Source organism: Stenotrophomonas sp. 107298_Sma (assembly GCF_056480345.1).
Genome location: NZ_CM151094.1, coordinates 3,073,176 through 3,088,096, shown reverse-complemented (window position 1 = coordinate 3,088,096; position 14,921 = coordinate 3,073,176). Strand labels below are relative to the sequence as shown.

General features: G+C 63.6%; 11 protein-coding genes. 3 read left to right on the top strand and 8 right to left on the bottom strand.

The annotated features are described in order from the left end of the window. The first annotated feature begins 149 nt into the window (after positions 1–149). Complete coding sequence (locus tag ACZK2G_RS14525; RefSeq protein ID WP_010486834.1) at positions 150–362, top strand: hypothetical protein; 213 nt, start codon at positions 150–152, stop codon at positions 360–362. Beyond that, entirely contained in the window at positions 359–607 is a 249-nt protein-coding gene (locus tag ACZK2G_RS14520) for a hypothetical protein (protein ID WP_478473688.1), read from the top strand. Before ACZK2G_RS14525 ends, ACZK2G_RS14520 begins: the two co-directional genes overlap by 4 nt. Before the next feature lie 228 nt (positions 608–835). On the opposite strand, the gene ACZK2G_RS14515 is transcribed toward ACZK2G_RS14520, so the two are convergent. The 8 genes from ACZK2G_RS14515 to purB all read right to left on the bottom strand — a co-directional run bounded on the left by ACZK2G_RS14515 (position 836) and on the right by purB (position 13,159). After that, positions 836–2,176, bottom strand: coding sequence for an ATP-binding protein (locus ACZK2G_RS14515; protein ID WP_478473687.1), 1,341 nt, complete (start codon positions 2,174–2,176; stop codon positions 836–838). After that, positions 2,173–2,781: a DUF4062 domain-containing protein gene (locus ACZK2G_RS14510; RefSeq protein WP_478473685.1), complete on the bottom strand. Its 609-nt coding sequence runs from the start codon at positions 2,779–2,781 to the stop codon at positions 2,173–2,175. Before ACZK2G_RS14510 ends, ACZK2G_RS14515 begins: the two co-directional genes overlap by 4 nt. Positions 2,782–2,983: 202 nt before the next feature. Further along, positions 2,984–4,420: a dihydrolipoyl dehydrogenase gene (lpdA, locus tag ACZK2G_RS14505; protein WP_136639877.1), complete on the bottom strand. Its 1,437-nt coding sequence runs from the start codon at positions 4,418–4,420 to the stop codon at positions 2,984–2,986. Between the two features lie 63 nt (positions 4,421–4,483). Further along, on the bottom strand, positions 4,484–5,686 hold the full coding sequence (gene sucB, locus ACZK2G_RS14500) for a dihydrolipoyllysine-residue succinyltransferase (protein WP_012511581.1): 1,203 nt from the start codon (positions 5,684–5,686) through the stop codon (positions 4,484–4,486). A 39-nt stretch (positions 5,687–5,725) separates the two neighbouring features. Further along, the gene (locus tag ACZK2G_RS14495) at positions 5,726–8,557 is read right to left on the bottom strand and encodes a 2-oxoglutarate dehydrogenase E1 component (RefSeq protein ID WP_426355581.1); all 2,832 of its coding nucleotides are present in this window, start codon (positions 8,555–8,557) and stop codon (positions 5,726–5,728) included. 186 nt (positions 8,558–8,743) lie between these two features. After that, positions 8,744–9,640 carry a GNAT family N-acetyltransferase gene (locus ACZK2G_RS14490; protein ID WP_136639879.1) on the bottom strand — a complete coding sequence of 299 codons (897 nt, stop codon included), beginning with the start codon at positions 9,638–9,640 and terminating at the stop codon, positions 8,744–8,746. A gap of 9 nt (positions 9,641–9,649) precedes the next feature. Then, a complete protein-coding gene (locus tag ACZK2G_RS14485; protein WP_478473683.1) occupies positions 9,650–11,065 on the bottom strand; it encodes a ribosomal protein uL16 3-hydroxylase in 1,416 nt (471 codons plus the stop codon). Between the two features lie 726 nt (positions 11,066–11,791). Then, entirely contained in the window at positions 11,792–13,159 is a 1,368-nt protein-coding gene (gene purB, locus ACZK2G_RS14480) for an adenylosuccinate lyase (protein ID WP_478473681.1), read from the bottom strand. Between the two features lie 293 nt (positions 13,160–13,452). Here purB and ACZK2G_RS14475 point away from each other — a divergent pair, with 293 nt between their 5' ends. Then, entirely contained in the window at positions 13,453–14,880 is a 1,428-nt protein-coding gene (locus ACZK2G_RS14475) for a class II fumarate hydratase (protein ID WP_136640067.1), read from the top strand. The last annotated feature ends 41 nt before the right edge of the window (positions 14,881–14,921 follow it).

The following is a 14,921-nucleotide window of genomic DNA, read 5'->3' as shown; positions in this document are numbered from 1 at the left end:
CGCTGGCCGGCAATCTCCTGAATCTCCGGTTTCCCCGCAATCGGTTTCATCGCCCCCAGCCCGGGTTTCGTCGCAAACCGTTTGCGGGCGGCCAGGGCGGGGCGCCAAGGTGTCCGCAGGCGGCAAGGTGCCGCCACAAGGAGACCGTGATGAAGACCCTGTTCGCGCTCGGTGTGTGGTGCCTGCTGTTCGTGCTGTGCTGGCCGCTGGCGATCCTCGCCCTGATCGCTTGGCCGTTCGTCTGGCTGCTGAGTCTGCCGTTCCGCCTGGTCGGCATCACCTTCTCGGCGTTGTTCGCGTTCCTGCGCGCGCTGTTCATGCTGCCGGCGCGCCTGCTCGGTGGCCGGGCGGTGGCTGCATGAGGACGGTGCTGCTGGTGGCGCTGGCATTGCTCGCGGGGCCGGCACTGGCCACTCCTCCAGCGCCACCCTCGGTGTGGCTGGAACGCCAGCAGACTGCTGCGGCTGACGAGGCGAATGCTGCAGCGGTCTCTGTGCAGAAAGCCAAGGAGAGCTGCAGGGTCGCGAAGGAATGGAAGGTTGGCGAGACGGTGGTGCAGCACAGGGTCTGCGACGATCCGCCGAAGAAGCCGGTTGGGAAAGTGTAGCGCCGAGCCCATGCTCGGCGGGCTTTGCAGGGCAGCCGAGCGTGGGCTCGGCTCTACACCGGCGCAGCCAACAAAAAACCCCGCCGAGGCGGGGTTTTTCGTATCCAGCCATACCGGCCAGCGGCCGGCACTACCGGCGAACGATCATTTCGCCTTGTGGCTGGTGAGCTTGCTGGCCGGCATGCTGCGTCGTGGATTGACCTCCGAGAGCGGCGGGCGGTGTGTTGCTTAAGCCTGCTTGTCAGTCCGGAAGTACCCGTCGTCCTGCGGAATTTTTATTAGGTATCCGGCTTCAGCTAAATTACTCAGCTCTCGGTTGGCATCTGATTGTGAATTAGCAGCGTGGTAGGCGATATAGTCGCTCGGCATTACTCTTTGGCCAGCGGTTTTGGAGTCTAGGAAGTCTCTCGTTCTTTCGTCATCAGCAAATCCTTCCGTGCTTTTTTGAACTAGGGAGATGGTGAGTCTAACTCCGTCTGCAATTGTTTCCCACTTTGGATCCTTTAAACCCGATCTTCTGCATTCTGAGACAATGCGCCCTGTTCCACTCCCCCACTGTTCCACGAGCCCACGCATGTGTGCAACATTCGCTATGTCCGGGTTGGTAGGCTTGGAAACCTGCGTGGATGCGATGCTATCCGCAGATATCCCATCAGGTAAGCGGCCGGGATTCCAGATTTCCAAACGATCTGGGTGGAGCGCTATCATTATTGAAGAATTCTGTTGCGAGTAATCCCTATGAACCAGTGCGTTCATTATTGATTCTCTAATCACGAATGCAGATAACAATCTATTGTCGTGACGTTTGTAGCCTTCAAAATGAGATGATACGGGCAGGTTTCGTTCGAGGAATGATGCTACCTCGTCGAAAAGATAGAAGATTCCGCCCTGAATAATTCGGCTGTCTCTAAACTCAGAGCGTTCAGATGTATAGAATGCTCCGATTTTTACAATTGATTGCGGAAGGCCAGTATCAGGTTTTGAGAAGAGGACGGCGGCAGAATTGAAAACTCGACCAGATGACGCAACTTTCATGATCTCCAATGCGTCAACCTTGTCCCGAGCCATCTGCATCTTGGAATCAGATCGATCAAGCAGCGCTCTCCAAGACTGAACAACTTGGTCGTCATCTAGATCGTTGTAGTCGACGCCTAGCGCTGGCTGGCGCTCCCAACGAGTGGACTCCTCGACTCTCGCAGAGATCATTCTTGAAATTTCTCTAGGCGATGCTTGCTTGGCAGCTCCGTTGTTCCAAGCGTAGATGCAATCATCCATCACATAGGGGCGCTCATGCCCAGATGGAACGTCGATGATAATTATTGATTTCTCAAGAATTTTTCTCTGGATTACAGAGAATGCTGGGCGAGGACTGATTTTTTCAGAAACATCTTGAGATACGGATTTGATACTGGCCTGCTTTGGAAGGCCTAGTATATTTCCGCTCTCGGATATGCCTATCATGACTCGTCCGCCATTTCCATTCGCGAATGCAGTTACTGCTTTTGCGATTTCATAGATCGAAAGGCCTTCGAATGCCACAAGGCTGTCTGCAGAGGATTCACTATTCATGGCGAGAAATTCTCAGTCTGCGGGCTCGCATCTTGGGTGAATCTTGAAAGCTCAGAGAACTGACTTTCGATAAATTGCAGGAGTGATGCTTCATCAGTGTACTGTTGCACCCAGTTTCCCTTCCTTTTTTCTAGAGGTTGATCCGCCAGGGTTGCCGCATCGTATATGTCGATTACACGAACGTCGTCAAAGATGGGATTTTTTTTAAAGTATGATGGTGGGTGTGGGTTGCCCTTATCATCCCTTCTGAATTGTTTTAGAAGATGGCGCGCCGTTATTACATCTCGATGAACTACAAAGTACCTATGCTTTTCGAGTGAGATGGCGCTTTCCATTTCTTTATGGGTTATTGATGGCGCGCCATCAATGACGCCGCTTCCATATCTGCCGTTGATAATTCCAAAAACTATATCTGCCTTTTCAACGCCAACAATGCAATTTTCGAAGGCGGATAGCTTTGGATTCAGCGGTATTGTTCCCTTGTGTGACATCCACACTTTGTAGCCATAGCTCTTTAGTACGGCGAATACTTGGTCTAGAAGAGTCTCTTGTCCATAGACAGACGAGCTCACAAAGATTGTAGGGGCCGCCATTTTGAATTCCATATCTGTGACTCTGAATTGTCTTTAGGGAACGAGCTTTAGTCAAGGTGAACTCAGTCCTATGCCTATTTGATCATTTTAGCTTTGATGCAGTCGGCTGATTTTCCATCCATGTTCGGACACTGGAGGCAACAAAAAACCCCGCCAAGGCGGGGTTTCTTGTATCCAGCCATGCCGGCCAGCGGCCGGCACTACCAGCGAACGATCAGTTCGCCTTGTGGATGGCGCGCTTGCTGACCGCCATTGCCGCGTCGTGGATCACTTCCGACAGCGACGGGTGGGCGTGGCAGATGCGGGCCAGGTCATCGGCCGAGCCACTGAACTCCATGGTCAGCACGCCTTCGTGCACCAGTTCGGAGACGTTGGCGCCGACCAGGTGCATGCCGAGGATGCGATCGGTTTCGGCATGGGCCAGGATCTTCACGAAGCCTGCCGGTTCGATCATCGCCACGGCACGGCCGTTGGCGGCGAACGGGAAGCTGCCGGCCTTGTACGGAATGCCTTCGGCCTTCAGCTGGGCTTCGGTCTTGCCGACCCATGCCAGTTCCGGCTCGGTGTAGATGACCCACGGAATGGTGTCGAAGTTGACGTGGCCCGGCAGGCCGGCGATCAGCTCAGCCACCGCGATGCCTTCCTCGAAGCCCTTGTGCGCCAGCATCGGGCCGCGCACGCAGTCACCCACTGCCCACACGCCGTTGACGCCGGTGTGGCAATGCGCATCGACTTCGATCTGGCCACGCTCGTTTACCTTGACGCCGGTGCCTTCGGCCAGCAGGCCCTTGGTGGCGGCGCGACGGCCGACGGCCACCAGCAGCTTGTCCACGGTCAGGGTCTTTTCGCCTTCGCTGTCGGTGTAGGTGACAACGACTTCCTTCTTCTTGCCCTTGCCGGTGATCTCGGTCTTGGAGACCTTGGCACCGAGGCGGATGTCCAGGCCCTGCTTCTTGAATTCCTTGGCAGCGGTCTTGGCCACTTCGGCGTCGGCCACGGCCAGGAACTCCGGCAGTGCTTCGAGGATGGTGACTTCAGCGCCCAGGCGCTTCCACACGCTGCCCAGTTCCAGGCCGATCACGCCGGCGCCGATTACGGCCAGGCGGTTCGGCACTTCGGTGAAGTCCAGGCCGCCGACGTTGTCGACGATGGTATCGCCGTCGAACTTGGCGAACGGCAGTTCGATCGAATCCGAACCGGCGGCGATGATGACGTTGGTGCCCTTCAGCTCGACTTCCGAGCCGTCGTGCTGCTTCACCTTGACCACGTTGCCCGGCTGCAGTTCACCGAAGCCGTAGTAGGTGGCGACCTTGTTGGCCTTGAACAGCATGGCGATGCCGCCGGTGAACTGCTTGACGATCTTGTCCTTGCGGCCAACCATCGCTTCGACGTCCATCTTGGCATCCTTGAAGCTGATGCCGTGGTCGCCAAAGATGTGGCCCATGTTCCAGAACTGGCGCGAGGAATCCAGCAGCGCCTTGGACGGGATGCAGCCCACGCGCAGGCAGGTGCCGCCCAGGGCCGGCTTGCCGTCCTTGCCCAGCGCTGCGTCGATGCAGGCGGTCTTCAGGCCCAGCTGTGCGGCGCGGATGGCAGCGTGGTAACCGGCCGGGCCGGCACCGATGACGACGACGTCGAATTGTTCAGCCATTGAATTATTCCTTGATGCATTACCAGAACCCCTCCGCGCAGGCGCGGAGGGGCGGGAGGTTTCTTACAGGCCGAACAGCATGCGGCCCGGGTTTTCCAGCTGGTTCTTGATGTCCACCAGGAACTGCACCGAGTCCTTGCCGTCGATGATGCGGTGATCGTAGGACATCGCTAGGTACATCATCGGCGCGATCACGACCTGGCCGTTCTGGGCGATCGGACGCTCCTTGATGGCATGCATGCCCAGGATGGCGCTCTGCGGCGGGTTGATGATCGGGGTCGACAGCAGCGAACCGAAGGTGCCGCCGTTGGTCACGGTGAAGGTGCCGCCCTGCAGTTCTTCCAGGCTCAGCTTGCCGTCACGGGCCTTCTTGGCGTAGTCGGCGATGGTGCGTTCGATGTCGGCGAACGACATGCGCTCGACATTGCGCAGCACCGGCGTGACCAGGCCCTTCTCGGTCGACACGGCGATCGAGATGTCCGAGTAGCCGTGGTAGATGATGTCGTCGCCGTCGATGGAGGCATTGACCAGCGGGAAACGCTGCAGCGCGTTGGCGGCGGCCTTCACGAAGAAGCTCATGAAGCCGAGCTTGATGCCGTGTGCCTTGACGAACTCGTCCTGCAGTTCCTTGCGCGCCGCCGACACCTTGGACAGGTCGACTTCGTTGAAGGTGGTCAGCATGGCGGTGGAGTTCTTCGACTCCATCAGGCGCTCGGCGATGCGCTTGCGGATGCGGGTCATCGGCACGCGTTCTTCCGGACGTGCGCCACCGGCCTTGCCGGCGCCGCCGTTGCGGGCGAAGTTGACGATGTCTTCCTTGGTAACCGCGCCGCGACGGCCGGTGCCATCGACGTCGGCCGGATTCACGCCTTCAGTGATGGCAGTGAAGCGGGCGCCCGGCGGCAGCGCGTCGGCGGCCGACTTGGCAGCCGGGGCCGGAGCAGCGGCGGCAGCCGGAGCAGCAGCGGCCGGAGCGGCGGCAGCAGCCGGAGCGGCTTCAGCGGCCGGCGCCGGAGCAGCGGCCACGGCGCCTTCTTCGATGATCGCCACGACCTGGCTGGAGGTCACGGTCGCGCCTTCGGCGAACTTGATTTCCTTGATCACACCATCGACCGGCGACGGCACTTCCAGGACGACCTTGTCGGTTTCCAGGTCAAGCAGGTTTTCGTCGCGCTTGACGGCGTCGCCCACCTTCTTGTGCCAGGTGGCGATGGTGCCGTCGGCGACGGATTCGGGCAGTACCGGGGCTTTGACTTCGGTGGCCATGCGGGAGCTTCCTGGTTTGTCTTCTAAATAGGGGGAGAGTTATTCAGCGAACGAGTCGTTGAACGGGTTGACCAGTGCATCGGCGACCAGCTGCTGCTGTTCGCGGACGTGGTCAGCCATGTGACCGGCAGCCGGCGAAGCCGAACGTGCGCGACCGGCGTAGTGCAGGTTCTGGCCATCGGCCAGGCAGAACTGCAGGTGGTGGCGGATCTGGTACCACGCACCCTGGTTCTGCGGTTCTTCCTGCGTCCACACCACGTCGGTGGCCTTGCCGTACTTCTTCAGTTCGGCAGCCAGCAGCGCACGCGGGAACGGATACAGCTGCTCCACGCGGATGATCGCCACGTCGTCCTGGCCACGCTTGGTCTGGTCTTCCAGCAGGTCGTAGTAGACCTTGCCCGAGCACAGCACCACGCGCTTGACCTTCTTGGCATCGGCATTGGCATCGCCGATCAGGTGCTGGAACTCGCCATTGGCCAGCTCGTCCAGGGTCGACACGGCCAGCTTGTGGCGCAGCAGCGACTTGGGCGACATCACCACCAGCGGCTTGCGGGTGGTCAGGTGCTGCTGGCGACGCAGCATGTGGAAGGCCTGCGCCGGGGTCGACGGCACCACCACCAGCATGTTCTCCAGCGCGCAGAGCTGCAGGAAGCGCTCCAGGCGCGCCGAGCTGTGTTCCGGGCCTTGCCCTTCATAGCCATGCGGCAGCAGCAGGGTCAGGCCGGAAATGCGGCCCCACTTGGCTTCACCGGCGGCGATGAACTGGTCGATCACCACCTGGGCGCCGTTGGCGAAGTCGCCGAACTGGCCTTCCCATATGCAGAGAGTGTTCGGATCGGTGGTCGAGAAGCCGTATTCGTAGGCCATCACCGCTTCTTCGCTGAGCAGCGAATCGATGATGGTGGCCTTCTCCGGCGAATCCACCAGCTGCCGCAGCGGCAGGTAGTAGTTGTCGGTCTTCTGGTCGTGCAGGATCGCGTGGCGGTGGGTGAACGTACCGCGGCCGACGTCCTGGCCGACCAGGCGCAGTGCATTGCCTTCGTCCAGCAGGGTGGCGTAGGCCAGGTTCTCGGCAAAGCCCCAGTCGCCCGGGATCTCGCCAGCGGCCATCTTGCGGCGGTCGTCGTAGACCTTGGACACGCGCGAGTGCAGCTGCACTTCTTCCGGCACGGTGTTGATCAGCTTGGCCAGTTCGACCAGCTTGTTCTTCTCGACCTTGGTCGAGATCGGATCGGACAGCTTGCCTTCCAGCAGCTTCGGCCAATCGACGAACAGCGGGCTGCTCGGCGGGGTCTTCTCGACCTTGGCCAGTTCGGTGGTCACTTCACCGGCATCCAGCTTCTCGCGGTACGCATCGACCATCGCCTTGCCTGCGCCGGCGGCGATCACGCCTGCCTTTTCCAGCTGTTCGGCGTACATCTCGCGGGTGGTGGCGTGCTTGCGGATCACCTGGTACATCAGCGGCTGGGTGATCGCCGGCTCGTCGGCCTCGTTGTGGCCCCAACGGCGGTAGCACATCAGGTCGATGACCACGTCCTTGGCGAACTTCTGGCGGAACTCGAAGGCCAGCTGCGCGGCGAACACCACCGCTTCCGGATCATCGCCGTTCACGTGCAGCACCGGGGCGGCGATCATCTTCGCCACGTCGGTGGCATAGCGCGTGGAGCGCGTATCCAGCGGGTTGGAGGTGGTGAAGCCGACCTGGTTGTTGACCACGATGTGCACGGTGCCGCCGACGGCGAAGCCGCGGGCCTGCGACATCTGGAACAGTTCCATGACCACGCCCTGGCCGGAGAAGGCCGCGTCGCCGTGAATCAGGATGGGCATCACCTGCTTGCGCGCGGTGTCCTTGCGGCGCTCCTGGCGCGAACGCACGGAACCGGCAACGACCGGATCGGCGATTTCCAGGTGCGACGGGTTGAACGCCAGCGCCAGGTGCACCGGGCCACCGTCGGTGGCCACGTCGGCCGAGAAGCCCATGTGGTACTTCACGTCGCCGGCCGAGGCGTGCTCGTCGTGCTCGAACTTGCCTTCGAATTCGTCGAACAGCTTGCGCGGGTTCTTGCCGAGGGTGTTGACCAGCACGTTCAGGCGGCCGCGGTGGGCCATGCCGATCACCACGTCCTTGACGCCATCCTTGCCGGCGCTGCGGATGATGGTGTCCATCATCGGGATCAGCGAGTCGCCGCCTTCCAGCGAGAAGCGCTTCTGGCCGACGTACTTGGTGTGAAGGTAGCGCTCGAGGCCTTCGGCGGCGGTCAGGCGCTCCAGCGTGCGGCGCTGGGTGTCAGCGTCCAGCTGGTAGTTGCCACCGGCCAGTTCCAGCTTCTTGTAGATCCACTGGCGCTGCTCGACCTCGGAGATGTGCATGAACTCCGCACCGATCGAACCGGTGTAGGTCGCCTTCAGGCGCGCCAGCAGGTCACGCAGCTTCATGCGCGGCTGGCCACCCACGCCGCCGGTGCTGAACTCGCTGTTGAGGTCACCATCGGACAGGTTGTGGAAGGGCAGGCCCAGGTCCGGGGTGTTGACCGGAGCAGCCAGGCCCAGCGGATCCAGGCGGGCGTCCAGGTGACCGCGCGAACGGTAGGCGGTGATCAGGCGACCGACATTGCGCTCACGCTCGTCGCCTGCACCGGTACCGGTGCCAGCTTTCAGCGCATCCTTGGCCGCGTCCGCGATGTGGGAGATGACAGCCGAGTGGGGAATGTCACCTGCTTCGCGGCCCTTGAAGCCGTCGAAGTAGGTTTTCCATTTGGGATCGACACTATCCGGGGAGACCAGGTACTGCTCGTACAGGTCCTCGACATAGGAGGCGTTGCCGCCGGCGAGTTGCGAAGATTGCGCAAACTGCTTCAGTTGATTGTCCACGATGGAGGGTGCTGATTCGCTTTGTGGGGTATGGCTTCAGAAGGACCCGGCACGAAGATGAATAGCCATGCACGGGCGCGTTCAAACAGCCAAATTGTACCCCCAACCGGACACGAAGGGGCACCACCAAGGGCATCGCGCGTCCCCCGGTGCCGCTTCCAGACAGGTTGGATCAGCTGCGCCGGCTCAGATGCCGAGCGCGCGCAGTTCGCTGCAATCGCGCGAACGGTCCCAGACGCGCTGCAATTGCTGCTCGAACGGCTGCGAACGTGCCGGTAGCGCGATGCCGGCCTCGCCGTCGAGCTGGTGCCCGATCAGACGAAAGTAGAAGTCGCCGGCATCGTTGAGCAGGCAGGCCGAGGCCAGCGCACGGTCGACCGGGTCGGTGACCTCGCGGAACTGGATCACGCTTGGCAGGCGCTGGGCCAGCGCCAGCAGCGGCGCGCCGGCCGAGGCGATAGCGGCCGCATCGTGCACGATCACCCGCAGCTGCTTGTCGTGGCGGGCGGTGACGAAGCGACGCAGGGCCGCCTGCACCGGCGGCGCATCCAGCAGGCCCGGATCCAGCTGGCGGCTGTGCAGCCACAGCTGCCGGCGGGCGCGATGGACGATGGCGGTGGTGATGGCCAGCGCCTCGGCGCGGCTGTCGATGGCGCTGGCGGCACTCAGCCGGCGGCGCATCTGCTGGTGGCCGATGCCGGCCTCCTCGAACACCTCGCCCTCGGGCAGGAAGCCCTGGCGCGCATAGAAATCGCGGGCGGGCAGCTGGGCGTGCAGGTGCAGCTCGGCCAGGCCGAGCCGCCGCCCGGCCTCGACCAGCGCCTCCAGCAGAGCCTCGCCCACCCCGTGGCTGCGATGGCTGGCCAGTACCGCCATACGGCCGATGCGGCCGTCCGGGGCCAGTCGGCCGGTGCCGACCGGCTGCCCGTCGCCATCCAGCGCCAGCACATGGGCGCTGACCGGGTCCAGCGCGTCGCGCTCCAGTTCGGCGGCGATGCCCTGTTCCTGCACGAACACGCGCTGGCGCACGTCGTGGAGAGCGGCATGGGCATCGGCGTGGCTGACCTGCTGGACCCGGATCACGGTCATGGCTCAGCCGCGGCCGTCGTCGCTGTCGTCTTCCTCGTCGTCCTCAAAGTTGACGATGACCTCGATGCCGTCGTCGTGCACGGTCACGGAGTGGACATCGTCGGACACCGCGTCGGCGTCGATCACATCCACGCGGTCACGGCCTTCGACGACTTCGCCGAGCACCACGGCATCCTCATCGTCATCCTCGTCTTCGGCCTCATACATCTCGTTCGGGTCGATCAGCTGGAACACACCGCCGACCAGCAGCTGCTGGACCGCAGCGCGGCCCTTGTCGGACAGGCCGCGGTAAGCGGTGGCATCCAGCTGTTCGGCACCGGCAAGGCGCTGGGCGTCCTTGACCGGCAGCGCGAAGTCCTGGCCGCTGACATACAGGCTGGCGCCACGCTTGGCCCGCCGCCAGGCCAGGCGGGCCCACGGGTGGCGCTGCAGCAGCAGTCCGGAGGCCAGCGCCTCGACCACTTCCTCCGGGGCCGGAGCAGCCTGGTGGGGCATCACTTCGCCGGCGGCACGGTAGGTGGTGATGAAGCGGCCGAACCAGTCGCCCAGCTTGTCCGGGTCGTTCATGCGGATGGCGTTGAGCGCGGTGATCACCCGTGCCATCGCCACGGTATCGATTTCGTTCGGGTCGGCCGGCACCTTCAGATCGGCATCCTGGTAACGGATGTTCTCGTCGGCATCGGCGATCAGGGTGTCGAGGTAGTCGCTGATCAGCTCGGCCGAGGACGGCGCGCGCATGCCGAACGAGAAGGTCAGGCAGGGGTCTTCGGCGACGCCATGGTGCGGCACGTTCGGCGGCAGGTACAGCATGTCGCCCGGCGCCAGCACCCAATCGTGGGTCGGCTTGAACACCTCCAGCAGCTTCAGCTCCACGTCGGGGCGGAAGCCCAGCGGCGGCTGCTTGCCCTTGATCGATTCATTGGCATCGATCTGCCAGCGACGGTGGCCCTGGGCCTGCAGCAGGAACACGTCGTACTGGTCGACGTGGGCGCCGACCGAGCCACCGGTGGCGGCGAAGCTGATCATCACATCATCCATGCGCCAGCGCGGCAGGAAGCTGAAGTGTTCGATCAGCGCGCGCACGTCCTTGTCCCACTTGTCCACGTCCTGCACCAGCAGGGTCCAGTCGCGGTCGGGCAGGGCGGGGAAGATCTCTTCCTGGAACGGGCCGGTACGCACGCGCCAGCCGTCCTGGGTCTTGTCATGCTCGATCAGGCGGGCCAGCACGCCTTCTTCGCAGGCCAGCCCGGCCAGGTCTTCCGGCTGCACCGGGGTCTGGAAATCCGGGAAGGCGTTGCGGATCAGCAGCGGGCGTTTCTGCCAGAAGTCACGCAGGAAGGTGGCCGGTGCCATGCCCAGCGGCTGGCCGCGGCGGGCGGTGACTTCGATCAGGGGGGAGGAGGACTTGCGGGCGGCCATGGGGGAGTTCCTTGCAGCGGAAAGCGGGAGGGGCGGCGTGGCGGGCCGCCAAGGCCTCCATTGTCCGACGTTCGACGGGATTGCGCACGTGTGCTGGTTTGTCGCGGGGTGTCCGGCCAACGGCGGAGCCCCTCGTGGCGGCGTGGTTCAGAATCAAAAGCCGCGCTTGGCCGGGCGGGTGGGCTGCGCGGGGGACGCTGCAAGTACGTCCATGTAAGCTCGGTCGCCGCATCCATGCGGCTCACGCCCCCGCGCAGCCCACCCGCCCGGCCTCTGACAGTTTCCTGCGCGGTCCGCCACGGAATGGAAGAAGAAAAGCAAGGCAAAAGCGGGTCGCGCGCTGCGCTTGCTCCTGCTCATGCTCCTGCGCTCGTGGGGTCAGATCCCTTTTCCGATGGAAAAGGGATCTGACCCCATCGGACAAACGAAAGAGGGACGCGGCGAAGCCGCGTCCCTCTTTCAAAATTCCGTCCCGACAACCCAACGCTCTTCGATCCGTCACCGGGAATCTGTCAGAGGTGGGACGGGTTGGGTTCGCGGGGGTGTCCGCGGCATGGATGCCGCGGCCAAGCCCCCAGGGACGGGTTCACGGCGTCCCCCGCGAACCCAACCCGCCCCGCCAAGCACGGCATAACCCAGAGCCGCCTTTGACGTTGCAGTTGCTGTTGCCGTTGCAGTAAAGCCTGCCGCAGGCAGCGCCCGCGGCCGCCGCCGCAAGGAAACCCCTTAAATCTTCTTCGCCAGCGACTCGGCCAGACCGGTGTAGCTGCCCGGGGTCATCTCCAGCAGGCGCTGCTTCGCATCCGCCGGCAGCTCCAGCCCCTGCACGAACGCACGCATCGACTCGGCGGTGATGCCCTGGCCGCGGGTCAGTGCCTTCAGCTGCTCGTACGGGTTCGGCAGCCCGTGGCGGCGCATCACCGTCTGCACGGCCTCGGCCAGCACTTCCCACGCCGCATCCAGATCGGCATCCAGGCGCTGCGGGTTCACTTCCAGCTTGCCCAGGCCCTTGGCCAGCGAATCCAGCGCCACCTGGCTGTGGCCGAACGCGGTGCCCAGCGCGCGCAGCACGGTGGAATCGGTCAGGTCACGCTGCCAGCGGCTGATCGGCAGCTTCGCGCTGAAATGCTCGAACAGCGCGTTGGCGATGCCGAAGTTGCCTTCGGCGTTCTCGAAATCGATCGGGTTGACCTTGTGCGGCATCGTCGACGAACCGACTTCGCCTTCCTTCAGGCGCTGCTTGAAATAGCCCAGCGAGACGTAGCCCCAGATGTCGCGGGCCAGGTCGATCAGGATGATGTTGGCACGGCGGGCGGCATCACCGATCTCGGCGATGTTGTCGTGCGGCTCGATCTGGGTGGTGTACGGGTTGAACACCAGGCCCAGCCCGGTCACGAAGCGCTCGGCGAAGGCCGGCCAGTCCACGTCCGGGTAGCTGGCGATGTGCGCGTTGTAGTTGCCCACCGCGCCGTTGATCTTGCCGGTCAGCTCGACGGCGGCGATCTGCTTGCGCTGGCGCTCCAGGCGGGCGACCACGTTGGCCAGCTCCTTGCCCAGCGTGGTCGGCGAGGCGGTCTGGCCGTGGGTGCGCGACAGCATCGGCTGGCCGGCCTGGGCATGGGCCAGCGTGCGCAGTGCAGTGGCGATGCCGTCCAGGGTCGGCAGCAGCACCTCGCGACGGGCCTGTTCCAGCATCAGGCCGTAGCTGAGGTTGTTGATGTCTTCGCTGGTGCAGGCGAAATGCACGAACTCCAGCGCCGGCGCCAGCTCGGCATCGTCCTTCAGCTGTTCCTTGATGAAGTACTCCACCGCCTTGACGTCATGGTTGGTGGTGCGCTCGATCTCCTTCACGCGCGCGGCCTGGGCCGGGCTGAAGCCGCTGGCCAGTGCACGCAGGCGGACGATGGCAGCGTCGGAGAACGCGGCCAGCTCGACGATGCCCGGCTCGGCGGCCAGGGCCAGCAGCCATTCCACCTCGACCGTGATGCGGGCCTTGATCAGGCCGTACTCGGAGAAGATCGGGCGCAGGGCGTCGACCTTGCCGGCATAGCGGCCATCAAGCGGGGACAGGGCGAGCAGGGCGGAATCGGACATGTCGGCAGGGCTGGGACGAGCGGCGGGGGCCATATTCTACGACGTGCCGGTCAGGTAATGCCGGCCGCTGGCCGGCAACCACGCCCGGTCCACGCTTCCATGGATTGCCGGCCAGCGGCCGGCACTACCCTTGCGCACGCACAACGGCCCTGCGGATGAAACGATCTGGCCCGTCCCCGTCATCCCGTGTCACCGGCAAGGGAGTATCGTTGGCGCAGCCGCCAGCCCGGGAAGCGACACCCTGCCAGCCGCCGCTTCCCTTTCCCCAACTGAAGTAGTGCGGAGTTGATGCAATGAGCAAAGCTGCAAGCAAGGGTTTCAGAATCGAACACGACAGCATGGGCGAGCTGCAGGTGCCTGCGGACGCCCTGTGGGGCGCACAGACCCAGCGTGCCGTGCAGAATTTCCCGGTGTCGGGTCAGCGCATGCCGCGCGGTTTCATCCGCGCGCTGGGCCTGGTCAAGGGCGCCGCCGCGGGCGTCAACGCAGAGCTGGGCCATCTGCCGAAGAACGTGGCCAAGGCCATCCAGTCCGCTGCCGCCGAAGTGGCCGCCGGCAACTGGGACGCGCATTTCCCGATCGACGTCTACCAGACCGGCTCGGGCACGTCGTCGAACATGAATGCCAATGAGGTCATTGCCACCCTGGCCAACCGTGCCGGCAAGGCGGGCAAGACCGCCGTGCACCCCAATGACCACGTCAACCAGGGGCAGAGCTCCAACGACGTGATCCCGACCGCACTGCGCGTGTCGGCGGTGCTTGCGACGCACGAGCAGCTGCTGCCGGCGCTGGTACACCTGCGCAGGACCCTGGACAAGAAGGGCCGCAGCCTGCGCAAGGTGGTCAAGACCGGCCGTACCCACCTGATGGATGCGATGCCGCTCACCTTCGAGCAGGAATTCGGTGCATGGTCGGCGCAGCTGGCCTCGGCCCAGGAGCGCATCGAAGACAGTCTCAAGCGCGTGCGCCGGCTGCCGCTGGGTGGCACCGCCATCGGCACCGGTATCAACGCCGACCCGCGTTTCGGCGCGCAGGTGGCCAAGGCGCTGAAGCAGCAGACGGGCTTCAAGTTCGACAGCGCCGAGAACAAGTTTGAAGGCCTGGCCGCGCAGGACGATGCAGTGGAGCTGTCCGGCCAGCTCAATGCGCTGGCGGTGGCACTGATCAAGATCGCCAATGACCTGCGCTGGATGAACGCCGGTCCGCTGGCCGGGTTGGGCGAGATTGAACTGCCGGCGCTGCAGCCGGGCAGCTCGATCATGCCGGGCAAGGTCAATCCGGTCATTCCGGAAGCGACGGTGATGGCCTGTGCACAGGTGATCGGCCACCACACTGCAATTACCGTGGCCGGCCAGACCGGCAACTTCCAGCTCAATGTCACCCTGCCGCTGATCGCGGTGAACCTGCTCGATGGCATCGGCCTGCTGGCCAATGTGTCCACCCTGCTGGCCGACAGCGCGATTGCCGGACTGAAGGTGCGCGAGGACCGCGTGGCCGAGGCGCTGGCACGCAATCCGATCCTGGTCACCGCACTGAACCCGATCATCGGCTATGAGAAGGCTGCGGCGATCGCCAAGCGCGCCTACAAGGAACAGCGCCCGGTGCTGGACGTGGCGCTGGAAGACAGCGGCCTGGCCGAAGCCGAACTGCGCCGCCTGCTGGATCCGACCGCGCTGACTGCCGGTGGCATCCAGGCCGGTGGTGGTGGCGCGGGCGGTTGATCTACCGGTGCTACCGGGTCAATGAGAAACGCCGCCCTCGG